Genomic DNA, 24,339 nt, shown 5'->3' on the forward strand with positions numbered 1-24,339 from the left:
ATGGCGAAGATCAAGGTGACGAATCCCGTCGTCGAAATGGACGGCGACGAGATGACGCGCATCATCTGGCAACTGATCAAGGACAAGCTGATCCATCCCTATCTCGACATCGACCTTCTTTATTACGACCTCAGCATCCAGAAGCGCGACGAGACCAACGACCAGATCACCGTTGACGCCGCCAACAAGACCCGCGAGATCGGCGTCGCCGTCAAATGCGCCACCATCACCCCGGACGAAGGGCGGGTGAAGGAATTCGGCCTGAAGGAGATGTGGCGTTCGCCGAACGGCACCATCCGCAACATACTCGGCGGCACGATCTTCCGCGAGCCGATCATCTGCAAGAACATCCCACGCCTGGTGCCGGGCTGGACCAAGCCGATCGTGATCGGCCGTCACGCCTATGGCGACCAGTATCGCGCCACCGACTTCAAGTTCCCGGGCAAGGGCACGCTGACCATCAAGTTCACCGGCGACGACGGCCAGGTGATCGAGAAGGAAGTGTTCAAGGCCCCGGGCGCGGGCGTCACCATGGCGATGTACAACCTCGACGATTCGATCCGCGACTTTGCCCGTGCATCGTTCAATTACGGCCTCAACCGCGGCTATTCGGTCTATCTCTCCACCAAGAACACGATCCTGAAGCAGTATGACGGCCGCTTCCTGGAGCTGTTCCAGAAGGTCTTTAACGAGGAGTTCAAGGCCGCGTTCGAGAAGGCGAAGATCACCTACGAGCACCGGCTGATCGACGACATGGTCGCCTCGGCGCTGAAATGGTCGGGCGGCTATCTTTGGGCGTGCAAGAACTACGACGGCGATGTGCAGTCGGACGTGGTGGCGCAGGGCTTCGGCTCGCTCGGCCTGATGACCTCGGTGCTGATGACACCGGACGGCAAGGTGGTGGAATCGGAAGCCGCGCACGGCACGGTGACGCGCCATTATCGCCAGCACCAGCAGGGCCAGGCGACATCGACCAATTCCATCGCCTCGATCTTCGCCTGGACGCGCGGGCTTGCGCATCGCGCCAAGCTCGACAACAACGCGGCGCTTGCGAAGTTCTCGACCACGCTGGAAAAGGTCTGCGTCGACACCGTCGAGTCCGGCTTCATGACCAAGGACCTCGCCCTCCTCGTCGGCCCCGACCAGAAGTGGCTCTCGACCACCGGCTTCCTCGACAAGATCGACGAGAATCTGAAAAAGGTGATGGCGTGACTTTCACCGTCACCCTGAGGGCCCGTGCAGCAATCTCGGGTCTGCCCGAGATCGGCATTTCTAAATTCGCGCAAGCCTCGAAGGGCGACGGTCCGAACGCCGCGGCGCACTGGCGGCGCATCCTTTGAGCTCGTTATCGGCGAGCACCTCAGGATGACGGATAGAGGTTTGTGGGCGGGCCTACGCCGCGCCCTTCTTCTTTTTGATCGCCTTGCGTAGTCCTTCGACTTCCTTGATGCGGATGTCGGCGATGCGCTGGGCCGCAACGTCTTCCGGAAAATCGAGCGATTCCAGCAGACGGCCGGCAAGCTGGAGACTGGCTTCGACGGTTTCCGGCACCGCCCCCATGCATCCGAGCCGGGTCAGCCGCGCGGCGTGCTCGGAATCTTTCGCGCGCGCCAGCACGCAAGCCTTGGGGCGCAGCTTGATCACCTCTTCCACCATGCGTTCGGTGGCTTCGGCGCCGCTCAGCGTCACCACGAAGGCGCGCGCGTGCTTGGCGCCGGCGCGCTCCAGCAATTCGCGGCGGCTGGCGTCGCCGAAATAGACCATGTGGCCGGCTTCGCGATGCTCGCTCACAAGATGTCCGTGCGTGTCGAGCGCGACCCAGGGAACGTTTTCGGAATCCAGCACCCGCGCCACCGTCTGGCCGACGCGGCCGAAGCCGCCGATGATGACGTGGTCGCGCAATTCGGCGATTTCCTCCTCGGGCGTGTCGCCGTCATGATCGAGCGGCTCGAGATATTCGCCGACCCGGCGCGCGGCGATGGCGAGCAGCGGCGTCACCATCATGCTGAGGCCGGCCACCGCGATGGCGGAGGTCGCGATCTCCGGATGCAGCAATCCTTTGCCGCGCGCGAGACCAATCACGATGAAGGCGAATTCGCCCCCCTGCGCGAGCAGCAAGGCAACTTCGGCCGCGATCGGCCGCGCCACGCGGAACAATCGCGTCGCCAGGTAAATGATGACCGCCTTCACGGCGATCAGGGACGCCAGGGCGAGCAAGATCCAGCCGATATGCGCCCACACCACCGTCAGCTCGATCATCATGCCGACAGTCACGAAGAAGATGCCGAGCAGCAGGCCCTTGAAGGGATCGAGATCGACCTCGATCTGATGGCGGTACTCGCTGTCGCTGAGCAACAGGCCGGCGAGAAAGGCGCCGAGGGCGGTGGACAGACCGGACATGCCGGTCGTAGCGGAAATGCCGACCACGATGACCAGCGAAATCGCCATGATCAGTTCGCGGCTGCCGGTGCGCGCCGCCGAACGCATCAGCGGCGTTACGACATATTTGCCGATCACCATGATCAGCACGACGGCGGCCAGCGCCTGGCCGAATGGCTTGATCAGATCGAGAAACGAATGGCCGCCCGCGCTGCGGGCCTCCAGAATGCCGATGGTGAACAGCACCGGCACCACCATCAGGTCCTGGAACAGCAGTACCGACAGCGCCACGCGCCCGACCGGCGCCGCCGCGCGATGCTGATCGAGCAGCAATTGCATCACGATCGCGGTCGAGGACAGCGCAAAGCACATGCCGAGAATGAGGCCGGTGGGCGGCGGCAATCCGCTCCAGCGGATCAGCGTGCCGATCGCAAGAATGGACGCGACCACCTGAACCGCGCCGACGCCCAGCACATAGCGCCGCAACTGCCAGAGCCGCTGCAGCGACAATTCCATGCCGAGCAAAAACAGCAGAAACACGATGCCAAGATCGGCGAGCGGCTCCGCGCGCGCCGGATCATCGAGGGTGACGTACTGGATCCAGGGAAAGCGATCGACCAGAAGGCCAAGGCCATACGGACCAAGGGCGAGACCGACCAGAAGGAAGCCGAGCACGGTGCCGAGCCGCAAGCGGTGCAGCAGCGGCACGATGATGCCGGCCGCGACCAGAAAAATCAGGATGCTCTTCAGGCCTTCGGCATGCAGCAAGGCGCATTCTCCAGCTTCGGCGATGCGATTCCCGCAATTCTCTTATCAGGTGAGCCGAGGGATTCGACACCGCCCCGCTGAAACTTTTTGGCCGCCGCCGCGGGTCACCACAGGGTCTTATTCGCCCGCTCCGACCAGGAGCGGTCATATTCGGCGCCCCCCACCCGGTTCTCGCTCAAGGCGGCGAGAATCTCTCCCGCGCTGGGGAGCGCCTTCGGATCGATGTGCCGGTTCGGATTCCACAATTCCGACCGGATGATCGCGCGCGCGCACTGGAAATAGACGGCGTCCACGGTCACGATCGCCACCGAGCGCGGCGCCTTGCCGTCCACCGCAAAGGACGACACCAGGTCGGCATCGGCGGAAAGCTGCGCCCGCCCGTTCACGCGCAGGGTATTGCCGGCGCCGGGGATGAGAAACAGCAATCCGACGCGCGGATCGCGCACGATGTTGCGCAGCGAATCGATGCGGTTGTTGCCGCGCCGGTCCGGCAGGATCAGCGTCTTCTCGTCCTGCACGCGAACGAAGCCGCGGCCGTCGCCGCGCGGCGAACAATCGAGCCCTTCCGGGCCGCAGGTCGCCAGCACCGCCAAGGGCGAGGCTTCGATGAACGCGCGATATTGCGCGGTGATGACGTCGGTCTCCTTGACGAGCGAAGCTGTGTTGGCGGTGCCGTAAAGCCCCTCAAGCTGTTCGAGGCTCGTGATGATCGACATGACTCAGGCTTGTCCGAGCGCCGCCGCGATGGCGGACAGCGCCGCATCGGCCTTGGAGCCGTCCGGACCGCCGGCCTGCGCCATGTCGGGCCTGCCGCCGCCGCCCTTGCCGCCGAGCGCTTCCGCGCCGGTGCGCACGAGATCGACGGCGTTGAAGCGCGCGGTCAGATCGGCGGTGACGCCGACCACGATCCCGGCCTTGCCGTCCTCGGTCTTGCCGACAATCGCCACGACGCCTGAGCCGACCTGCTTCTTGCCTTCGTCGGCAAGACTGCGCAGGTCCTTCAGGTCGATGCCTTCGACCGCGCGCGCGAGCAGTTTGACATCGCCGACCGAGCGGACCGCGTCGGCCGCCGCAGATTTCCCGCCGCCGCCCATGGCGAGCTTCTTTTTCGCGTCGGCGAGTTCCCGCTCGAGCTTGCGTCGCTCCTCCACAAGTTGCTCGACACGCGCGTCGATGTCGCCGACCGGCACTTTCAGCAAGCTCGCAAGATCGCGCAGCTTGCGGCTTTCCGAGGCCAGATGCTTTCGCGCGGCATCTCCCGTCATCGCCTCGATGCGGCGCACGCCGGCGCCGACCGCGCTTTCGCCCGCGACCGCGATCAGGCCGATATCGCCGGTGCGGTTCACATGCGTGCCGCCGCAGAGTTCGACCGACCAGCCCATCTGGTTGCCGGTGCCCTCGCCCATCGCCACCACGCGCACTTCGTCACCGTATTTCTCGCCGAACAGCGCGCGCGCGCCGGAGGCGATGGCATCATCGACCGCCATCAGGCGCGTCGTCACCGGCGTATTCTGCAGCAGCACCGTGTTGGCGATGTCCTCAACCCTGAGCACCTCGTCGTCGTTCATGGGCTTGGGATGCGAGAAATCGAAGCGCAGGCGGTCAGGCGCGACCAGCGAGCCTTTCTGCGCGACATGATCGCCCAGCACCTGCCGCAGCGCTTCATGCAGGAGATGCGTCGCCGAATGGTTGGCGCGGATGGCGGAGCGTCGCGCATGATCGACATCGAGCTGCAGGGCGATGCCCGCCTTCAGCGCGCCCTCTTCCACCACGCCCGAATGCACGAAAAGATCGCCGGCCTTCTTCTGCGTGTCGGTGACGCGGAAGCGCACGCCCTCGCCGGTCATGATGCCGGTGTCGCCGATCTGGCCGCCGGATTCGCCGTAGAACGGCGTCTGGTTCAGAACGACTGCGCCGGTTTCGCCCTTGTTCAGCGCGTCGACCTCTTTGCCGTCGCGCACCAGAGCGGCCACCACGCCTTCGGCGCTTTCGGTCTCGTAGCCGAGAAATTCCGTCGCGCCGACTTTCTCGCGCAGGCCGAACCAGACGGTCTCGGTCGCGGCCTCGCCCGAGCCCGCCCAGGCGGCGCGCGCCTTCTCGCGCTGCTTTTCCATCGCCGCGTTGAACGCCTCGACATCGACGCCGATGCCGCGCGGTCGCAAGGCATCCTGCGTCAGATCGAGCGGGAAGCCGTAGGTGTCGTAGAGCGTGAAGGCGGTGTCGCCCTTCAGCTTGTCGCCCTGCTTCAGCGCCTTCGATTCCGCATCGAGAATGGAGAGCCCGCGCTCCAGTGTCTTGCGGAAGCGCGTTTCCTCGAGCTTCAGCGTCTCCGAGATCAGCGCTTCGGCGCGGCGCAGCTCCGGATAGGCCTGGCCCATCTCGCGCACCAGCACCGGCACGAGCTTCCACATCAACGGCTCGCGCGCGCCGAGCAATTCGGCGTGGCGCATGGCGCGCCGCATGATGCGGCGGAGCACATAGCCGCGGCCCTCGTTCGAGGGCAAGACGCCATCGGCGATCAGGAAGGACGAGGCGCGCAGGTGATCGGCGATGACGCGATGCGAGGCCTTTTGCGGACCGTCCGGCGACACCCTGGTGAGGTCGGCGATGGCCTGGATGATCGCGCGGAACAGATCGATCGCGTAATTGTCGTGCGTGCCCTGCAGCACGGCGGCGATGCGCTCGAGCCCCATGCCGGTGTCGATCGAGGGCCTTGGCAGATTGACGCGCGCGCTGTCGGCCATCTGCTCGTATTGCATGAAGACGAGATTCCAGATCTCGATGAAGCGGTCGCCTTCGGCATCCGCGCTGCCGGGCGGGCCGCCGGGGATCTGGTCGCCGTGATCGTAGAAGATTTCCGAGCACGGTCCGCAAGGGCCGGTGTCGCCCATGGCCCAGAAATTGTCGGAGCCGGCGATGCGGATGATGCGGCTTTCGGGGAGCCCCGCGATCTTCTTCCACAGTCCGAAGGCTTCGTCGTCGTCGATATAGACGGTCGCGGTCAGCTTGTCCTTCGGCAGCCCGAATTCCTTGGTGACAAGAGTCCAGGCAAGCTCAATCGCTCGGTCCTTGAAATAATCGCCGAAGGAAAAATTGCCGAGCATCTCGAAGAAGGTGTGATGGCGCGCGGTATAGCCGACATTGTCGAGGTCGTTGTGCTTGCCGCCGGCGCGCACGCATTTCTGCGAGGTTGCCGCGCGGCTGTAGGGACGCTTCTCGAGGCCGGTGAAGACATTCTTGAACTGCACCATGCCGGCATTGGTGAACATCAGGGTCGGGTCGTTGCGCGGCACCAAGGGCGAGGACGCCACGACCTCGTGGCCGTTGCGCCTGAAATAATCGAGGAAGGAGGACCTGATCTCGTTGACGCCGCTCATGGACGGAATGCCGCTTCTTTCGCTCGCAGCGCAGCAACCGCGCCGCCCTCTTTGGTTACGGCGGCGCAGGCGCGCCGACTTGGCCGTTGCTCATGGCCAAGTCTCAAGCCCCGGCCCTTCTGGATTTTCAGGGGGATATGTAGCGACGAGGGTCAGGTCTGTCCAGAAAACGGCATAGCCCGCTCGGCCAATAGAAAAACTGCCCTCTCCCCCTTGCGGGAGAGGGCATCAGCGGTTCAACGGGGATAGCCGGATGAGGGGTGTCGTCCCTGGAACCCCCGGCTCGCGCTCGCCATCGCTCCGCGCGCGCCACCCTCTCCCACAGGGGGAGAGGAAAGCGTGCTTGTGGCTACGCCTCACATATTTGCCGACGTCGGTCAGCCGCCGGCGTTAACCCTCCGCCGCCTCGTCGCCGTCGCTCTCCGGCTCGCCTTCCAGAATCTTCTCGGCGAGGATGCCGGAATTCTGCCTAACCGCCGCTTCGATCTGCGCGGCCATGTCGGGATTGGCCTTCAGGAAATTCTTGGCGTTCTCCCGGCCCTGCCCGATCCGCTGGCTGTCATAGGAGAACCAGGCGCCGGATTTCTCGACCACCCCGGCCTTGACGCCGAGATCGATCAGTTCGCCGATCTTGGAGACGCCCTCGCCATACATGATGTCGAACTCGACCTGCTTGAAGGGCGGCGCCAGCTTGTTCTTGACGACCTTGACGCGGGTCTGGTTGCCGATCACCTCGTCGCGATCCTTGATGGCGCCGATCCTGCGGATGTCGAGGCGCACCGAGGCGTAGAATTTCAGCGCATTGCCGCCGGTCGTGGTTTCCGGTGAGCCATACATCACGCCGATCTTCATGCGGATCTGGTTGATGAAGATCACCATGGTCTTGGACTTGTTGATCGAAGCGGTGAGCTTGCGCAAAGCCTGGCTCATCAGCCGCGCCTGCAGGCCGGGCAGGCTGTCGCCCATCTCGCCTTCGAGTTCGGCGCGCGGCACAAGCGCGGCGACCGAATCGATCACCAGCACATCGACCGCACCGGAGCGCACCAGCGTGTCGGCAATTTCCAGCGCCTGTTCGCCGGCATCGGGCTGCGAGATCAGGAGTTCGTCAATATTCACGCCCAGCTTGCGCGCATAGACCGGGTCGAGCGCATGTTCGGCGTCGACGAAGGCGCAGATGCCGCCCTTCTTCTGCGCCTCCGCCACTGTGTGCAGTGCCAGCGTGGTCTTGCCGGACGATTCCGGTCCGTAAATCTCGACGATGCGCCCGCGCGGCAGCCCGCCGACGCCGAGTGCGATGTCGAGGCCGAGCGAACCTGTCGAGATGGTCTCGATTTCGATCGACTGGCCCGACTTGCCCAGCTTCATGATCGAGCCCTTGCCGAAATTGCGCTCGATCTGGGAGAGCGCGGCATCAAGAGCTTTGGACTTGTCCATGGATGAACCTTCAACCAGACGCAGGGCAGCTTGGGGGGCCATATCGCGCTCCTTTAAGACTTAAGATTCGGGGCGGGACAACACGAGCTTTTTCGCGCTGCACAGCCCTTCACCCGACTCGCCGGTCAATCCGACATCTGGAGCGCATTGTACATGGTTTGTTCTCGTTCGCAATATGTTCTTATGCGTCTCGCGAATATATGCGTTTCTTGGCATCTAAAGGGGACGTCCTGTCCGGGTTTACCCCCAGTGTCCTTATTCGACTCGGGGGATGTCCTACCGGGCGGCACTGCCGTTTGGACCGATGCGGCTCTTAAAGATGTGGCCAACTGGCTTTATGACGGGTCCCGGCGTTCAGCCGGACAAAGCAACGAATCGCCGCCGGTTTCATTTTGCCCTTATTCATTTTTGCTGTCGCAGGATGGGCAGGCACCGGAAAGGACTTCGCCATGTTTCGATTGCTGATCGCCTTCGCAGCGCTCGCCGCCGTTATCGGCGCGCCGGGCGAAGCCTCGGCGCAATATTACGATCCCTATTACCGCGGCTATTACCCGCCGCCGCCTCCGCCGCCCTATTACCGCGCGCCCGCCCCCCGCTATCGCAGCGACCGGCTGGAAAATTTCCGCCCGGCCTATGTCGACCGTCACGGCCAGATGACGTTTTACCCCAGGCGCGGCGGCGTCTGCCCGCGCGGCTACACCGTGCAGGACGGCGTCTGCAAACCCTATCGCGGCTACTGATCCGGGTCCGCCAGAATAATGCCGGACGCGCCTGAGCGCGCCTCTCGCTTGGGCTGACGCCGGCCGGCACGGAACCCGCCCCGGCGCCGGGCGTTTGCCCCGGCCTGCCGCAGCGGACCGCGCATGACGAACCCGCAGATCCTCGCCTTTGCCATCCTCGCCGCGATGATGGCGCTCTTCGTCTGGGGCCGCCTGCGCTACGACCTCGTCGCCATGCTGGCGCTGCTCGCCGCCGTGCTCGCCGGCATTGTGCCTTACAACAAGGCGTTCAGCGGCTTTTCCGACGACATCATCTTCATCGTGGCGAGCGCACTCGTGGTCAGCGCGGCGGTGGCGCGCTCCGGCGTCATTGCGACGCTGCTGCGGCCGGTCGCGCCTTGGCTCACCACGCCCACCATGCAGGTCTTCGTTCTTTCCGCCGCGGTCGCCGCGCTGTCCGGCTTTGTGAAGAATATCGGCGCGCTCGCCATGCTGATGCCGGTCGCCTTCCAGCTCGCGCGCAAAAGCAACACACCGCCCTCCGCGCTGCTGATGCCGATGGCCTTCGGCTCGCTGCTTGGCGGCATCGTCACCCTGATCGGTACGTCGCCCAACATTCTGGTTTCGCGCGTGCGCCACGAGCAGATCGGCGAGCCCTTCGCCATGTTCGACTTTGCGCCCGTCGGCGGGCTGCTGGCGATCGGCGGCGTCGCTTTTCTCGCCTTCGGCTGGCGGCTGTTGCCGGAACGCAAGGGTGCCGCCTCGATGGACGACGCCTTCACCATGGAAGGCTACACCACCGAGGTCAGCGTGCCGGAAAAATCCGACATCGCCGGCAAGACCGTGAAGGAGCTGGAAGCGCTCGGCGACGGCGACATCGAGGTGATCGCGCTGTTGCGGCGGCGCCAGCGCAATTCGGCGCCGTCCGGCAACATGAAACTGCGCGAAGGCGATATTCTCATCCTGCAGGGTGAATCCGAGGCCCTGGAGAAGATCGTCAGCGCCGCGAAGCTGACGGTCGTGCGCGACGATGCAACCAAGGAAACCGATACGCCGTCCGACGATATCGGCGTGATGGAAGCAATCGTGACGCCGGATTCGGCCGTCACCGATGCGACGCCGCAGCAATTGCGGCTCTATGACAACCACCACGTCAATGTTCTGGCGGTGAGCCGCCGCGGCCGGCGCATCTCCAGCCAGTTGCGGCATGTGCGTTTCCAGCCCGGCGATGTCATCATGCTGCAGGGCGATCTGACGCGCATGCCGGAGACACTCGGCGAATTGCGGCTGTTGCCGCTGGCGGAACGGGGTTTGCAATTCGCCACCGGCCGCCGCGGGCTCCTGCCGGTCCTGGTTCTGATCGCCGCCATGGCGCTGGTCGCCACCGGCCTCTTGCCGGTGGCCTTCGCCTTTGTCGCCGCCGCCGTGACGACGGTTTTGCTGAAGACCATCACCTTGCGCGAGGCCTATGACGCGATCGAATGGCCGATCCTAGTGATGCTAGGCGCGCTCATTCCGGTATCGGATTCCTTGCGCACCACCGGCGGCACCGATGTGCTCGCCGGCTGGCTGGCGGCCATCGCCGATGCGCTGCCGCCGGCCGGCACCCTGACGCTGATCATGGTGGCGGCGATGGCGGTCACGCCGTTTCTCAACAACGCCGCGACCGTGCTGGTGATGGGCCCGATCGCGGCGACCTTTGCGAAAAGTCTCGGACTGTCGCCCGATCCCTTCCTGATGGCGGTGGCGATCGGCGCCGCCTGCGATTTCCTCACCCCGATCGGGCACCAGTCCAACACCCTGGTCATGGGCGCCGGCGGCTATCGCTTCACCGATTACTGGAAGCTCGGCTTGCCGTTGTCGGTTTACGTCATCATCATCGGCGTGCCGCTGATCGCCTGGTTCTGGCCGCTGGTGCCGCGCTGACCTGCGATGAGCTACGTCGGCGTCAGTTTCATCTGCGCCAGCGCCGCGCGGCCGACGAGGCCATAGGGATTGGCCAGGGTCTCAACAAGCTCGAAATGATTGTAGCCCTCCCCGACCAAGAGCTCGACCGGCTTGCCTGCCTTCTTCACGGCCGCGGCAAAGTCGCGCGACTGGCGCTGGAATTCCGGCGTCTCCAATGTGCCGTGGGCGATAATCACCGGCCTGTTGAGCTTGTCCAGATGGCGTTGCGAGGACATCGCATGTTCCATGTCGTCGGTGAACTTCACATAGGATGAGCGCGCCGACAGCCGCACCGGCTTCAGGTCATACATGCCCGAGACCAGCACCGCGCCTTTCACAACATCCTTCGGCAGGGCGTAGTCCTTTTCCCAATCCGTCACCATCACCACGCCACCAAGATGGCCGCCGGAGGAATGGCCGGACATGTAGATGCGGTCGGGGTCGCCGCCGAAACTTTTCGCATTCTTGTAGATCCAGGCGATACCATCGCGGCATTGCTTCGCCATCGGCAGCAGATCGCCCTTGGTCTCCACCACATTGGTGAAATCGAGCGCGATATAATGCGCGCCGGCATTCACGAACATTTCGGCCGGGAATGAATAGCTCTGCGCCGTGCCGCCGCGCCAGGCGCCGCCATGCAGGAAGACATGGATCGGCGCGTTCGGTTTCTTGGCGGGGAACAGGTCGGCGCCCTCTACTTGCGACGATCCATAGGAGAGACGTTTTGGCTCGCCGATGCGCTTGCGCGTCTCGGCGGAATTCGTCGCATAGCGTTTCACGATCTGCGGCAGGTTCGGCGCGTATTTGATCTGGTCGTAGGCGTCGTCGAGTTCCTTCTGGTCCATGTTCATCCAGACCAGCGGCCCCTTCTCGCGCGCTGCGGGTGTCGCCGGCTGCTGCGCTGCGGCGGGAAAAGTCGAAGCGGTAAGAACGGTTGCCGCGGTTCCGGCCATCATGGTGCGGCGATTGACCGCCGTGTCGAATGCCTGATGAAGCTTTGTCATGGCGTCCCTCCTCATTGCGCGGAAGGGAATTATCTCGCCGCCGGCGTGCGCCTACCAGCGCAGAATGCGCGAACCCAGCAATGCGCCGATTGCGGTCACGATGACGATCGCAAGCGTGAACCAGGCGGCGACGAAAATCGGCGAGTCATCGGGACAATGTGAAATGTAAAGCGTCGCCGACAGCGCGCCGGAGAGCAGCCCCGCCGCCGCGCCCGCGAGCGCCGGCCGCGTCGGCGCCCCGTAACGCAAGCCGAACAGGATGGCCGCCAGCATCGGCAAGGCCAGCAGCACCATGTTCATCACGCAGACATACCAATGCACGCCTGCGAGCCGCACCAGCCATTCGCTGCGCGGCACCATCATCAATTCGACCGCCAGCGCGGCCACCATGATTGCGGGAACTGCCGCTGCAACCCAAACTGCTGATCGCGCCGACGATCCCGGTCGCGCCAGCCGCAGCACCATCGCCGCCGCCGCGATCACCAGCAGCCCCATTTCCAGCGGCTTCAGCATGAAGGGCAGCGACATCATCGCGCCGGCGAGATTGGGCCGCAGCCCGACCCAGAGCGCAAACAGCACCACCGACACGGCCAAACCGGCGAGCGCCGCCAGCCCCAGCGCAAGACCGGGCGCAGGTCCGGCCGGTTTGCGGTCCGCCGCCAAAGCACGAATGAGATCGTCGGTCCTCATGTCTCCCGTCCGTGTCGCTTGGCGAGCGAGGCCAGTCCGCGATGCAGCGCCACCCGCACCGCGCCTTCGTTCATCTTCAAGTGACTAGCGGTCTCGGAGATCGAATGGCCATCAACGGCGATGCATTGCACCACGTCGCGCTGGCGCGCCGGCAGGCCCGCGAGCGAGCGGCTGATCTCGCTGTCACGGCCCGGCTCCGGCCCCTCCTCCGCCGCCAGCACATCGGCAAAATCATCCACCGGTACTTCGATGCGGCCGCCGCGGCGGCGCAAGGCGTCGATCATCTTGTAGCGCGCGATCGCATACAGCCACGGCCCCACCGGGCGGCTGTCGTCCCAGGTCTGCCGTTTCAGGTGCACCGCGATCAGGATCTCCTGCACCACGTCCTCCGTCTCGGCCTCGCGGCCGGCGCGGGCAAGGCCGCGCCGCACATAGGCCCGCAAGGCGCGCGCGAATTCCTGCAGGCAAGCGTTATAGGCCGCCCCGTCGCCGGCATTCGCCTGCCGCATCCAGGCGGCCCATCGCACTTCGCGTTCAGTCACGCGCCGTCTTATCCCAATTCGCTCCGACACCGGACATTGTTACACGACGAGCGCTCACGATCACATGGACGTGAGCGCGCAGGTGAGCGCGTAACAGCCGGCATCGAGTCCACGAAAGCTCCCATGAGGTCGGACGATCCGGCCCGGCGGCCCGCTGGCCGTTTCATTGTCTATCAGAGTGGGAGATTCTTCATGAATGCCAAGATTACCGCCGCCGCGCTCGCTGGCTCATTCGTCGCCGCCATGTCGCTGGTGGCCGCTTCCGCCGCGCCGGTCGCGCCGCAGCCCGGCAAGGACAAGTGTTACGGCATCTCCATGGCCGGCAAGAATGACTGCGCCGCCGGTCCCGGCACCACCTGCGCCGGCACCTCCAAGGTCGATTACCAGGGCAATGCCTGGAAATACGTCGACAAGGGCACCTGCGCCTCGATGAAGACCCCGAAGGGCACGGGCTCGCTGACGCCGATCAAGAGCTGATTCGGTCGTCCGGAAGTCATCCCTCCCCTTCAGAGGAGGGATGACCCACGCCGCCGACACGCGGTCGAGAGACAACTGACATGCTGCACCAAAGCAACCTCCCCCGCGCCGGCGGCGTCGGCTTCAAGCCGCAGCATTTCGGCGACATCATTGCAGACGAGCAGCCGATCGGCTTTGTCGAGATTCATGCCGAAAACTACATGGGCCTGGGTGGCGCGCCGCATGCGCAATTGCGCGCCCTGTGCGAACGCTATGCATTGTCGGTGCATGGCGTGGGCCTGTCCATCGGCTCGATGGCGCCGCTCGATCTGGATCATCTCGCGCGCCTGCGCACTCTGTGCGAGCGCTATCAGCCCGCAAGCTTTTCCGAACACCTTGCCTGGTCCTCGCATGGCGACGTGTATCTGAACGATCTCCTGCCCCTGCCCTATACGCAGGAAACGCTCGATCGCATTGTGCAGCATGTCGATCAGGTGCAGCACACGCTGGACCGCGAGATGCTGCTGGAAAATCCGTCGACCTATCTGCAATTCGCGGACAGCACGATCCCGGAAGCGCAATTCCTCGCCGAAATTTCCCGCCGCACCGGCTGCGGACTTCTGCTCGACATCAACAATGTCTTCGTGCAGGCGACCAATCACGGCACCAGCCCCGAGGATTACCTTTCCGCCTTTCCGCTCGAGCGGGTGAAGGAAATCCATCTCGGCGGACATGACGCGCAGCAGGACGAAACCGGCGCACCGCTCCTGATCGACGCGCATGGATCGCCGGTCTCAGATCCGGTCTGGGCACTATATGCGCAGGTGATCGCACAACGCGGGCCGCTGCCGACCCTGATCGAATGGGACAATGACGTGCCCGCCTGGCCGGTGCTGGCGACACAAGCGCGCGCGGCGCAAGACATTCTGGACCGGGCCCGTCGGCAGAAGGCGGCCTGACATGTTCGCCGCGCTGCAGACCGAGTTCGCCACCGCCCTGCTTGACGCCGATCGCGCGGTGCCCGGCGCGTTGACCGCGCATACATCGCGCGAGCCGGTGAGACGCTTCGCCGTCTATCGCAACAATGTGGTGGTCAGCCTGGCGAATGCACTGCGCAGCCGCTTTCCCGCTACCGAAAGGATCGTGGGCGAGGACTTCTTCTTCGCGATGGCGCGCCTGTTCGTCGCCGTGCATCCGCCGCGCTCGAAAATTCTCAGCGACTATGGCGACGAGCTGCCCGGTTTCATTGCGGCCTTCGCGCCAGCCGCAGAACTCCGCTACCTGCCTGACGTCGCGCGGCTGGAAGCCGCCCGCACCCGCGCCTACCACGCCGCCGATGCAGCGCCGGTTTCGCCGGGCGAGCTTGCCTTGCTCGATCCGGCGAAGCTCGGCGAGATACGCGTCGCCCTGCATCCCTCGCTGCAGATCGTGCGCTCACGCTTTCCCATCGTCACCATCTGGGCGATGAATTCCGGAGAGACGCCGCTTGGCCCAGTCGATGAGACGCAAGCCGAAGATGCGCTGGTCCTGCGCCCCGCTTATGAGGTCGGCGTGCGGCGGCTGCCGCAAGGGGGCGCCGCTTTTCTGCTTGCCTTGTCCGATGGCGCGACGCTCAGCGCCGCCGCGGAAGCCGCACTCGCCGAGACCGCCGATTTCGATCTCACCGCCAATCTCGCCGGCCTGATCGGCTCCGGCGCGATGACGGGCTTCGCCCCTTCCCAAGGAGCAACATCATGAGCATGCCGCTCACCGCTTCCTCACAGCCCGGCCTCGCCGGTCTGATCGCCCGCGCCAACACATTGATGTCCGCCATTCCCTACACGCTTGTGGCGCTGATCGGCCGCGTTTCCATTGCCGCAGTGTTCTGGCGCTCCGGCCAGACCAAGCTCGACGGTTGGCACGTGTCGGAAAGCGCGATCGAATTGTTCCGCGAGGAATACAGGCTTCCGGTGATCGATCCGACGCTCGCGGCGTATCTCGCGGCCGCGGCCGAGCACATCTTCCCGATATTGCTGCTGTTTGGCCTCGCCACCCGCTTCTCCGCGCTGGCGCTCCTGATCATGACGCTGGTGATCCAGATTTTTGTCTATCCCGATGCCTGGCCGACGCACGGCTCCTGGGCCGCAATCTTTTTGATGCTGATGGCGCAGGGCCCGGGCAAGATATCGATGGATGCGCTGATCGCGCGGTCCCAGCAATAAAAGTGCCCCGCGGCGATGCCGCGAGGCATCCTGCATGCGATCAAGCAGCCGCTATTTCGCCGGCTTGACCTCGATCTTCTTGGCCTGCGCCGGCGCCGGTTTCGGCACGGTGACTTTCAGCACGCCGTTGGCGATGGTCGCCTTCACGGCATTGGCGTCGACACCCGCCGGCAATTCCAGGCTGCGGTAGAAGGAGCCGTAGCTGCGTTCGACCAGGCGGTAATTCTTGTCCTTCTCTTCCTTCTCGGCTTTCTTTTCGCCGCGGATGGTCAGGACATTGTCGGACAAGTCGATCTGCACGTCCTTCTCTTCCAGCCCCGGCAGTTCCGCGGTGATTTCGATCTCCTTGTCGGTCTCCACCACGTCGGTTGCCGGCATCAGACCCTTGGTCTCAAGCGATCCAAAGGACGGAAACCGTCCGAAATCCTCCAGCATGCGGTCCAGCTCCCGGTGCAGCCCAGCAAACGGATGAAAGCTCTGGCCAACAGCGCTGCGGTCGCGGGCAATAGGGATGAGGGATTTCAATGACATGAACACCTCCATTCGGCAAACGCCGCTCCTCACGGCAGGTACTATCTGTCACCACCGCACTGTGGCCGCTTTGATCGGCATCAAAACTATCAATGCGCGCCGGCCCACATCTTCCCGGATTCGATCGTCGCGCCCGACACCAGCTCGATCCAGACAAGATGATCCCGTACGCGCGGTGCAATATTTCAAACGCACCGGCGGCTGAATAAGCGAGGGGTGAGTTTCGCCGCTATTTCGCGCGTGGCCGTGTCCCGCCAGGCACATCCATCGCCGCATGTCCGCGATGCTCGGCGATGTTTTGATACATCTTGCGCAGCACGCTTTTCACCAGGGCGATGTCCTTTTCCGGCAGATTGCCGAAGGCGACCTCCTCGTCGGCGAGCATTTTCGGCACCAGATCCTCGACGACGCCGACACCTTTCTTGGTCAGCCGCACCGTCACCTCGCGGTTGTTGGTGTTCGACCGCGTGCGCGTGACGAAGCCTTTCTTCGCCGCGCCGGTGATCAGCCGCGACACCGTCGGCGGATCGAGACTGGTCGCTTCCGCCAGATCGATCTGCCGCATCTCGCCGCGATGCGCGAGCACCGCCAACATGCGCCAGAGCGGAATGGTGAGATGGAAATGCTTCAGCCCGGGCGAGGCGAAATCCACCATCGCGGCGCCGACGCGGTTGATCAGAAAGGGCAGCCGGTCGGTCAGGTCGTAGATCTTGCGGGACGTCACGGCGAGACTCGCTCTGCAATGGCCGGGCATTCTGTCGGAAAGCCCTTGTCTGTCAACGCGAAGGCCGATTGGCGACGTCATGCCGCGCTGCAACACATTTTCCTCTTTGACCTAGAACAAATGCATTTACAACAGTTGCATTTACAAGTATTATGCAGCCAACAAGACCAAGAACACGGCAGGAAACGCGAACAGGAGCGGTCCTATGGCGCAGGATCTGTTCAAGACCGAATTCCGCAAGGCGATGCGCAGGCTGACCAGCGCGGTCAGCGTCATCACCGCCTGTCACGAGACCCGCCGCTACGGCATGACCGCCACCGCAGTCACCTCGGTCTGCGCCGACCCGCCCTCGCTTCTCATCTGCATCAATCGCTCCGCCAGCCTGCACGAGCCGCTGGTCCGTTCCGGCCGCTTCTGCGTCAACATTCTGCTCGCCGAACAGAGCGACATCGCAACCGCCTTCAGCGGCGGCGTGCCGCAGGACATGCGCTTCGCGCAGGGCCATTGGTCGGCGGACGACGCTGGCGTGCCCTTCCTGCGCGAGGCGCAGGCGAATATCTTTTGCGAAGCCGATGCCATGTCGAGCTACGGCACCCACAGCATCATCGTCGGCAAGGTGTCGGATGTGCTGGTGCATGGCCGGGTGACGCCGCTGCTCTACCAGGATGGGCAATACACGGTCGGGCTCGGCGAAGGTGTGGACTGGGTGGTCCCGGTCGCGGGCTGGTGAAATTCAACAATCAAGAACACCGGAGGAAACAATGGAATTCGGATATTTCACCCTTTCCGACAATCACTATGAGGGCAATACGCGCGACGCCAACACCTTCGTGCAGGACCTCACGGCGGAAGCGCTCTATGCCGACCAGCTCGGCATGCATTCGGCCTGGATCGGCGAGCATCACTTCAACTCGCTCGGCGTGAATTCCTCGCCGGAAATGGTGCTGTCCTTCATCGCCGCGCGCACGAAACATATCCGCCTCGCACCCGCTGTCACCGTGCTGCCGCTGCACAATCCGATCCGTGTCGCCGAGCAATGGGCGACGCTCGACCTTCTTTCCGGCGGCCGCGTCGATTTCGCCGCCGGCCGCGGCTATGACCGCCGCGAATATATCCCGTTCGGCGTTTCGTTCGACAACAACCAGTCGATCTTCGACGAGGGTATGGAGGTCGTTCGCAAGCTCTGGAGCTCGGGCGGCAAACGCATCGACCACAAGGGTCAGCATTACCAGTTCGAGAATGTGCGCATCACGCCGCAGCCGTTGCAGAACCCGATGCCGATGTATGTCGCCTCTTTCTCTAAACCGTCGATCGAACTGGCGGCGCGGCTGAATTGCGGCCTCATTGTCGCGCCCTTCGCCGCCGCCATGAGCTTCGGCGGACTGAAGCAGGTCGCCGATCTTTATCACGAGAGCTGCGCCAAATACGGCACCAAGCCGCACCGTCTGATGTGCAGCTACTTCACGCATTTCGCCGACGACGAGACGAGCGAGAAGGCGCAGCGCGCGCGCCAGATCCGCTATTACAAGGAATGCGTGATCCCCTCCTTCCCCGGCGATCCGCGCACCGCGCCGCCGAGCTACCGCTACTTCATCGATATGGTCGAACGTCTGCACAAGGTGAAGCCGGAAGACCTGACCGAAAATTCGGTGCTGATCGGCAATTCCGCGCGCATCACCGAAATCCTGAAGAAGGTCGAGGCCGCCGGCTTCGACGAGGTCATCCTCTACTTCAATGTCGGCATGAAGCCGCACAACCAGGTCAAGGAAGAGATGCACCGCTTCATGAAGGAAGTGGCGCCGCATTTCGAGGGCAAGCACAAGCTGCGCGCGGCGTAGAGCCCCCAACCAATAAAAGCCTCTCCGACCTCCTGACCCGCCGTGCAATCGCATCGGCGGGCTTTTTCTTTGGCTGCGCAGCCGGCCGAAATTCCGCCACCTCGACCATGGCCTGCAGCAGGTCTGGCTTTGGCTCCATATACACAGAGAGCAGTCGGAATGCTTGCTTGACTCGGGTCGCGCCACGCGCATCGTCGCTGGACATTGCCTACCCAACAAGAATAACGCTGGGAGAAAAACGTGAGCATTCAGCAGAATACGGACCGCATCCAGACGACGCATATCGGCAGCCTGCCGCGCCCGCACGCATTGCTCGACATGATGAAGGCGAAATATGGCGGACAGTCCTATGACGAAGCGGCCTTCGAGGCGGCGCTGAAAAAATCCGTCGCGGATGTCGTCAGGAAACAGGCCGAGTGCGGCATCGACATCGTCACCGATGGCGAATTCTCAAAACCCGGCTTCTTTACCTACATCCAGGAACGACTCGACGGCTACGAGGCGCGGCCGAGCCGGAAGATGACCCTGTTCCAGAAGGAGGTTGAAGCCTTTCCGGAATATTACGCCGACTATTTCAAGCGGGCGATAATGGGCGGCGCCATCGTGCCGCTCAACCCGTTGGTCTGTGTTGGCGCTATCAAATATCGGGGAGAGAAATTCGCGAAGCGCGACATCGAGAACGTGAAGGCGGCGGCAAATGCCGCTGGCATTCCCGATCATCACGTCTTTCTGCCCGCAACCGCGCCCTCCGGCGTCGGCATCAACGAATATTACAAGAGCGACGAAGAATACTTTCACGCGCTTGCCGCGGAGATGCACAAGGAATACAAGGCGATCACCGACGCCGGCATTCTCGTTCAAATCGACGATCCGTTCCTGTGCGACATCTTCGTCGATCCGGGTCTCGACGAGCAGCAGATGAAGCGTCGTGCTGAGATCTACGTCGAGGCAACGAATAGCGCGCTTAAGGGCATTCCGGCCGAAAAGGTACGCTTCCACACCTGCTATGGCATCAACGAAGGACCACGCATCCACGAAGCCGCGCTTGCCGACGTCATCGATTATGTCCTGAAAATCAATGCCGGCTCGTTCAGCTTCGAAGGCGCAAATCCGCGCCACGAGCATGAATACCATCTGTTTGAGCGCGTGAGGGTGCCCGAGGGCAAGGTGCTCTGCCCCGGCGTCGTGACGCATGCGAGCAACATCGTCGAGCATCCGGAACTGATCGCGGAACGGTTGATCCGCTACGCCAATCTCGTCGGCCGCGAGAATGTCATGGCCGGCGCCGATTGCGGCTTCTCCTCGCAGGCGCTCTACAAGACCGAAGTGCACGTCTCCGTCATCTGGGAAAAGTTCAAGGCGATGCGCGCAGGCGCCGACATCGCAACGGAACAGCTCTGGCGCCAGCCGCAGAAAAAGTCAGCGTGAGGAACAAGGCCGCACACGGCCCTGTCGGAGGTGAGGAAGCAGATTGTGCCCCGCAAACGGCATTTTGCTGCTAGCGCCGTCATGCTGCAGTGCGGCAATGCAGCGCCGCCGTTTGATGCGAATCAAAGCGCATGGTTTTCTTTCCTGCCGCAATATAAAAAGACAATTGGGCAGGGTGGAACGCGATGATGTCGATCTCCGGCAAGACCGATCCCGTGGTGCGTCCGGTAACGACCGCCGACATTGCCGAGGCTCTGGCGTGGGGCATGCGCGATTTCCAGGCGGCCCCGCGTTACGGCCTCACCTTCGGCGCGCTTTATGCCGCAGGCGGTATCGTGATCGTTATGAGCCTCACGGCACTTGGCCTGACCTATCTCGCCTATCCGCTGGCGGCGGGTTTCGCGCTGATCGGCCCCTTCGTCGCCGTTGTCCTCTATGAAGTAAGCCGCCAGCTTGAGGACGGACAAAATCCGTCCTGGCGCGGCATCTGGTCGATCGTGACCAGCCGGCGCGAGATCGCCTGGATGGCCCTCGTCACTATGTTTATCTTTGTTGTGTGGATGTATCAGATCGGCTTTCTGATGGCGCTGTTCTTCGGACTGAATGCCCCCTTCAGCAGTCTGCCGCAATTCATCACAGTCGTGCTGACCACCAATCAGGGGCTCCTCTTCCTCCTTGTCGGCAACATGATCGGCGCCGCCTTGTCGCTGATCTTGTTCTCGCTGACCGTAGTATCGTTCCCGCTCTTACTCGATCGCGACGTCGATTTCGTCACCGCCATGGTGACAAGCGTACGCGCGGTTGCCGCCAGTCCGCTGCCGATGCTCGGCTGGGCTTTGATCATCGTGATGCAACTGATCGTCTCGGCCATCCCATTCTTTCTCGGGCTTCTGATCACATTGCCCGTACTCGGCCACGCGACTTGGCATCTTTACCGGCGCATCGTCGCGCCGGTCGGCGGGGAATGTTTGAGCGCACCTCTCTCTCCGCATTGCGGGGAGACACCGGCTTTCGAATGAAATGAGAAAGCCGGGCGAGTGGCCGTGCAATGCCCCTCACCCGGCTCGTACCTTTCAGGTGCTCGCCACCCTCTTCCCGTAAAATGGGCAGAGGGAAAAGCCGTCTTATCCCAAATTCAACTCCTGAAAGAAATCATTCCCCTTGTCGTCGATCACGATGAAGGCGGGGAAATTCTCCACCTCAATCTTCCAGATCGCCTCCATGCCAAGCTCCGGATATTCCAGCACCTCCACCTTCCTGATGTGGTGCTCGGCGAGTTTCGCCGCCGAGCCGCCGATGGAGGCGAGATAGAAGCCGCCGAACTTCTTGCACGCCTCGCGCACTTGCGGCGAGCGGTTGCCTTTCGCCACCGAGATCATGGTGCCGCCTTCCTTCATGAAATCGTGCATGAAGGAATCCATGCGCCCGGCCGTGGTCGGCCCAAACGAGCCTGACGCGTAACCGGCCGGCGTCTTGGCGGGGCCGGCGTAATAGACCGGATGGCTCTTGAAATAGTCAGGCAACCCCTTCCCGCTTTCCAGCCGCTCGCGCAGCTTGGCATGCGCAAGATCGCGCGCCACCACCATGGTGCCGGTGAGCGAGAGCCGCGTCTTGATCGGGTATTGCGAGAGCTGCGCCAGAATCTCCTTCATCGGCCGGTTGAGATCGACCTGCACCACCTCGCCGCCGAGCTTTGTGGTGTCGATGTCCGGCATGTATTTCGCCGGATTGCGCTCAAGCTCCTCAAGATACACGCCGTCTTTTGTGATCTTGCCCATCGCCTGACGGTCGGCGCTGCACGAGACGCCAAGCCCGATCGGCAATGAGGCGCCATGCCGCGGCAGGCGGATGACCCGCACGTCATGGCAGAAATATTTGCCGCCGAATTGCGCACCGACGCCGGAGTCCTGCGTCAGCTTGTGGATCGCCTGCTCCATCTCCAGATCGCGGAAGGCGTGGCCGTCCTCCGAGCCGTGCGTCGGCAGGTTGTCGTAGTAGCGGCAGGAGGCGAGCTTCACCGTCTTCATGGTGAGTTCGGCCGAGGTGCCGCCGATCACGATGGCAAGGTGATAAGGCGGGCACGCGGCGGTGCCGAGCGTCAGGATCTTTTCGTTCAGGAAGGCCAACATGCGCTCGCGCGTCAGGATCGACGGCGTTGCCTGGAACAGGAAGGTCTTGTTGGCCGAGCCGCCGCCCTTGGCGATGAAGAGGAACTTGTACTCGTCCTCGCCGTCGGCATAGAGCTCGACCTGCGCCGGCATGTTGGAGCGCGTGTTCTTCTCCTCGAACATCGAGATCGGCGCGAGCTGCGAATAGCGCAGGTTGCGCTTCAGGTAGCTGTCGCGCGCGCCTTCCGCGAGCGCGGCTTCGTCGTTGCCCTCGGTCCAGACGAGGCGCCCCTTCTTGCCCATGATGATGCAGGTACCGGTGTCCTGACACATCGGCAGCGTGCCGCCGGCGGCGATATTGGCGTTCTTCAGAAAGTCATAGGCGACGAACTTGTCGTTGTCGGAGGCCTCGGGGTCCTCGAGGATGTTGCGCAGCTGCTGCAGATGCCCCGGCCGCAGGAAATGGTTGATGTCGTTATAGGCCTCTTCCGCAAGCCGCTTCAGCGCCGCTTCCGGCACCACCAGCACCTCCTTGCCCAGCACCTTCTCAACCCGCACGCCGGCGACATCGAGCTTGCGGTAAGGCGTCTTGTCCTTGCCCAGCGGAAACAGCGGGGTGTGCTTGTAGGCGGGGATCGGCGGGGTCACGGGGGCGTTCATGGGCGGCATTTCTCTAGGGTTTTCAAGGGCGCGCGCAGCGGGCCGGCGCGTTCAGAGCGTTCTAGAGAATTTCAAATGGGAGGGGAAGGTGGGCATCGGCGCTTGCGCACGCAGAACAATGCGGCCGCCCGCAAGGGCAGCCGCATCATTCAAGTCGACAAGATCGGATATCGTCAGGCCGCGCGCGTGACCCGGCGGCTCTTTTTCACAAGCTTGCGCTTGCCCGCCGAACGGGCGGACGCCTTGCGGCGGCGCGGACGCGCCGCGGGCTGCATCCGGTCGGTGGCGTAATCGAGCGCCATCCGGGCATCGGATGCGATGGAATTCCGCGTGCTGCGCGGCATCAGCATCAAGGCGGCGCCGGTGCCGGCGGCAACGCCGATCAGTGCCAGAAATAGAGTCTTGTTCACGGTCACACTCCTCTTTGGCAGACAAAGCCGCCAGGAGCCGATTTCGTTCCGCGACGCGACGCAATTATCGGAAGAAAGCGCAGCCGCCTCACATCGGCCGCACCTGTTTCGGCGCGCCCAGTTCGCAGTCCAGATTGGCGCGATCCCATTTCCCCAGATCCGCCGCCGCGTCATAGCTCGATTGCAGGAAGTCCATCAGCATGCGCTCGGGTTCGTTTGCCGTGCGCACCGCCTCATAGGGCAGGATGAATTCGCCGAGCGTCTTGTGAAAATAGGCGGCCGCAGGTGTCACGTGCGCCTGCGCAAATCCCTTCGGCGCGGGATAGGCGTACGAATAGAACGCCGGCTCGTCGATCACCCCGCCCCCGCCCGGCCAGAAGCCGGCGCTCGAACATTCATGCGAATAGGCTTCGCGCGCGACCGCGTCCGGCAGATTCGGCACGCCGCCCGGATGCGCCGGCGCCCTGCGGCCGGAAAAGCGCGTCACCGCCAGATCGAAACTGCCCCAGAAGAAATGCACCGGGCTGACCTTGCCGAGAAAGCCCGAGCGGAAATGCGACAGCACATCATGTGTCGCCAGCAGGATGCGCCAGAAACGCTCCGCCGCTTCCGCGTCATAGCTGCGATGCACGGCGTCGTCGCGGAACGGGATGGCCTCCGCAATCTCATTTGGCCTCTCGTTGATGCTGACATCGAGTCCGAGCGCCGACAACATCATGAAGACTTCGGTGTAGAAATCTCCGACGCACATCGGCCGCAGCGTCAGTTGCCGCGAATGCCCGTTGCTGACGCGCACCCAGAGTACGTGATCGACAAAGTCAAAGTCGATCTGAAAGTCGCGCGCACCATGGGGAATGGACAGAGTGGTCAGGCCACGCGCGGTCACATAGAGCGGCACATGCCAGGAATGGTTCACCCACGGCGTCTGCGCGAGTCTGATCTTGCCGACGATCTGCGTCCACAAATGCAGTGTCGCGCAGGTCTCCTTCCAGTCGTTATAGGGCAAGGCGGGCCAGCGCGTGTCGCTCATGCGATCTCCTCTTTGCAAAGGCTAGCATGTCCTCGCACGTGCCGGTGGCACATCAGCCATGCCACAATTGCGCGCGGCGCAATCCGCCTTGCG

The 24,339-nt window shown here is 63.4% G+C and carries 25 protein-coding genes; 12 read left to right on the forward strand and 13 right to left on the reverse strand.

Annotated elements, in window-relative coordinates:
- A complete protein-coding gene (locus RO009_21475; protein MDT3687605.1) occupies positions 1-1,212 on the forward strand; it encodes an NADP-dependent isocitrate dehydrogenase in 1,212 nt (403 codons plus the stop codon).
- Positions 1,209-1,340 (forward strand): hypothetical protein, encoded by a 132-nt coding sequence (locus RO009_21480; protein MDT3687606.1) that lies wholly within the window; start codon positions 1,209-1,211, stop codon positions 1,338-1,340. Before RO009_21475 ends, RO009_21480 begins: the two co-directional genes overlap by 4 nt.
- Before the next feature lie 52 nt (positions 1,341-1,392).
- Here the strand turns inward: RO009_21480 and RO009_21485 are convergent, their stop codons facing one another.
- From RO009_21485 to recA, 4 genes are all read right to left on the reverse strand, one after another.
- Positions 1,393-3,147, reverse strand: a complete 1,755-nt coding sequence (locus RO009_21485; GenBank protein MDT3687607.1) for a cation:proton antiporter — start codon at positions 3,145-3,147, stop codon at positions 1,393-1,395.
- A 104-nt stretch (positions 3,148-3,251) separates the two neighbouring features.
- On the reverse strand, positions 3,252-3,863 hold the full coding sequence (locus RO009_21490; protein MDT3687608.1) for a pyridoxamine 5'-phosphate oxidase family protein: 612 nt from the start codon (positions 3,861-3,863) through the stop codon (positions 3,252-3,254).
- A gap of 3 nt (positions 3,864-3,866) precedes the next feature.
- Positions 3,867-6,524, reverse strand: a complete 2,658-nt coding sequence (alaS, locus tag RO009_21495; protein MDT3687609.1) for an alanine--tRNA ligase — start codon at positions 6,522-6,524, stop codon at positions 3,867-3,869.
- A gap of 390 nt (positions 6,525-6,914) precedes the next feature.
- Complete coding sequence (gene recA, locus RO009_21500; GenBank protein MDT3687610.1) at positions 6,915-8,000, reverse strand: recombinase RecA; 1,086 nt, start codon at positions 7,998-8,000, stop codon at positions 6,915-6,917.
- A 407-nt stretch (positions 8,001-8,407) separates the two neighbouring features.
- Between recA and RO009_21505 the strand changes: the two genes are divergently transcribed.
- Together RO009_21505 and RO009_21510 are read left to right on the forward strand one after the other, a co-directional pair.
- Positions 8,408-8,698 (forward strand): hypothetical protein, encoded by a 291-nt coding sequence (locus RO009_21505; GenBank protein ID MDT3687611.1) that lies wholly within the window; start codon positions 8,408-8,410, stop codon positions 8,696-8,698.
- 123 nt (positions 8,699-8,821) lie between these two features.
- A complete protein-coding gene (locus RO009_21510; protein MDT3687612.1) occupies positions 8,822-10,603 on the forward strand; it encodes an SLC13 family permease in 1,782 nt (593 codons plus the stop codon).
- An 11-nt stretch (positions 10,604-10,614) separates the two neighbouring features.
- Here RO009_21510 and RO009_21515 read toward each other — a convergent pair whose 3' ends face one another.
- The 3 genes from RO009_21515 to RO009_21525 are packed head-to-tail and all read right to left on the reverse strand — an operon-like array spanning position 10,615 to position 12,860.
- Positions 10,615-11,628, reverse strand: a complete 1,014-nt coding sequence (locus RO009_21515) for an alpha/beta hydrolase (GenBank protein ID MDT3687613.1) — start codon at positions 11,626-11,628, stop codon at positions 10,615-10,617.
- A 51-nt stretch (positions 11,629-11,679) separates the two neighbouring features.
- Complete coding sequence (locus RO009_21520) at positions 11,680-12,318, reverse strand: DUF1109 domain-containing protein (GenBank protein MDT3687614.1); 639 nt, start codon at positions 12,316-12,318, stop codon at positions 11,680-11,682.
- Positions 12,315-12,860: a sigma-70 family RNA polymerase sigma factor gene (locus RO009_21525; protein MDT3687615.1), complete on the reverse strand. Its 546-nt coding sequence runs from the start codon at positions 12,858-12,860 to the stop codon at positions 12,315-12,317. Before RO009_21525 ends, RO009_21520 begins: the two co-directional genes overlap by 4 nt.
- A 192-nt stretch (positions 12,861-13,052) precedes the next feature.
- Here RO009_21525 and RO009_21530 point away from each other — a divergent pair, with 192 nt between their 5' ends.
- The 4 genes from RO009_21530 (at position 13,053) to RO009_21545 (ending at position 15,517) form a co-directional block, all read left to right on the forward strand.
- Positions 13,053-13,337, forward strand: coding sequence for a DUF2282 domain-containing protein (locus tag RO009_21530; GenBank protein ID MDT3687616.1), 285 nt, complete (start codon positions 13,053-13,055; stop codon positions 13,335-13,337).
- A gap of 80 nt (positions 13,338-13,417) precedes the next feature.
- On the forward strand, positions 13,418-14,275 hold the full coding sequence (locus RO009_21535) for a DUF692 domain-containing protein (GenBank protein ID MDT3687617.1): 858 nt from the start codon (positions 13,418-13,420) through the stop codon (positions 14,273-14,275).
- Between the two features lies 1 nt (position 14,276).
- Positions 14,277-15,053, forward strand: a complete 777-nt coding sequence (locus RO009_21540) for a DNA-binding domain-containing protein (protein ID MDT3687618.1) — start codon at positions 14,277-14,279, stop codon at positions 15,051-15,053.
- Positions 15,054-15,055: 2 nt separating this feature from the next.
- Positions 15,056-15,517 carry a DoxX family protein gene (locus tag RO009_21545; GenBank protein MDT3687619.1) on the forward strand — a complete coding sequence of 154 codons (462 nt, stop codon included), beginning with the start codon at positions 15,056-15,058 and terminating at the stop codon, positions 15,515-15,517.
- Between the two features lie 51 nt (positions 15,518-15,568).
- On the opposite strand, the gene RO009_21550 is transcribed toward RO009_21545, so the two are convergent.
- Together RO009_21550 and RO009_21555 are read right to left on the reverse strand one after the other, a co-directional pair.
- Positions 15,569-16,048: an Hsp20/alpha crystallin family protein gene (locus RO009_21550; protein ID MDT3687620.1), complete on the reverse strand. Its 480-nt coding sequence runs from the start codon at positions 16,046-16,048 to the stop codon at positions 15,569-15,571.
- Between the two features lie 229 nt (positions 16,049-16,277).
- Complete coding sequence (locus RO009_21555; protein ID MDT3687621.1) at positions 16,278-16,772, reverse strand: MarR family transcriptional regulator; 495 nt, start codon at positions 16,770-16,772, stop codon at positions 16,278-16,280.
- Positions 16,773-16,977: 205 nt separating this feature from the next.
- Between RO009_21555 and RO009_21560 the strand changes: the two genes are divergently transcribed.
- The 3 genes from RO009_21560 to RO009_21570 all read left to right on the forward strand — a co-directional run bounded on the left by RO009_21560 (position 16,978) and on the right by RO009_21570 (position 20,038).
- Positions 16,978-17,502 (forward strand): flavin reductase family protein, encoded by a 525-nt coding sequence (locus RO009_21560; protein MDT3687622.1) that lies wholly within the window; start codon positions 16,978-16,980, stop codon positions 17,500-17,502.
- A gap of 31 nt (positions 17,503-17,533) precedes the next feature.
- Complete coding sequence (locus tag RO009_21565; protein ID MDT3687623.1) at positions 17,534-18,610, forward strand: LLM class flavin-dependent oxidoreductase; 1,077 nt, start codon at positions 17,534-17,536, stop codon at positions 18,608-18,610.
- A 240-nt stretch (positions 18,611-18,850) separates the two neighbouring features.
- On the forward strand, positions 18,851-20,038 hold the full coding sequence (locus RO009_21570) for a cobalamin-independent methionine synthase II family protein (GenBank protein MDT3687624.1): 1,188 nt from the start codon (positions 18,851-18,853) through the stop codon (positions 20,036-20,038).
- Positions 20,039-20,117: 79 nt separating this feature from the next.
- Here the strand turns inward: RO009_21570 and RO009_21575 are convergent, their stop codons facing one another.
- The gene (locus RO009_21575; GenBank protein MDT3687625.1) at positions 20,118-20,243 is read right to left on the reverse strand and encodes a hypothetical protein; all 126 of its coding nucleotides are present in this window, start codon (positions 20,241-20,243) and stop codon (positions 20,118-20,120) included.
- On the opposite strand from RO009_21575, the gene RO009_21580 reads away from it, so the two are divergent.
- Positions 20,227-21,057, forward strand: a complete 831-nt coding sequence (locus RO009_21580) for a DUF2189 domain-containing protein (GenBank protein MDT3687626.1) — start codon at positions 20,227-20,229, stop codon at positions 21,055-21,057. The genes RO009_21575 and RO009_21580 overlap by 17 nt on opposite strands.
- 105 nt (positions 21,058-21,162) lie before the next feature.
- On the opposite strand, the gene RO009_21585 is transcribed toward RO009_21580, so the two are convergent.
- The 3 genes from RO009_21585 to RO009_21595 form a co-directional block, all read right to left on the reverse strand.
- The gene (locus tag RO009_21585; protein ID MDT3687627.1) at positions 21,163-22,806 is read right to left on the reverse strand and encodes a fumarate hydratase; all 1,644 of its coding nucleotides are present in this window, start codon (positions 22,804-22,806) and stop codon (positions 21,163-21,165) included.
- Between the two features lie 173 nt (positions 22,807-22,979).
- A complete protein-coding gene (locus RO009_21590) occupies positions 22,980-23,216 on the reverse strand; it encodes a hypothetical protein (GenBank protein ID MDT3687628.1) in 237 nt (78 codons plus the stop codon).
- An 88-nt stretch (positions 23,217-23,304) separates the two neighbouring features.
- Entirely contained in the window at positions 23,305-24,246 is a 942-nt protein-coding gene (locus RO009_21595) for a DUF5996 family protein (protein ID MDT3687629.1), read from the reverse strand.
- Between the last annotated feature and the right edge of the window lie 93 nt (positions 24,247-24,339).

Origin of the sequence: Pseudorhodoplanes sp., from assembly GCA_032027085.1 — a bacterium.
Classification (GTDB): Bacteria; Pseudomonadota; Alphaproteobacteria; order Rhizobiales; family Xanthobacteraceae; genus Pseudorhodoplanes.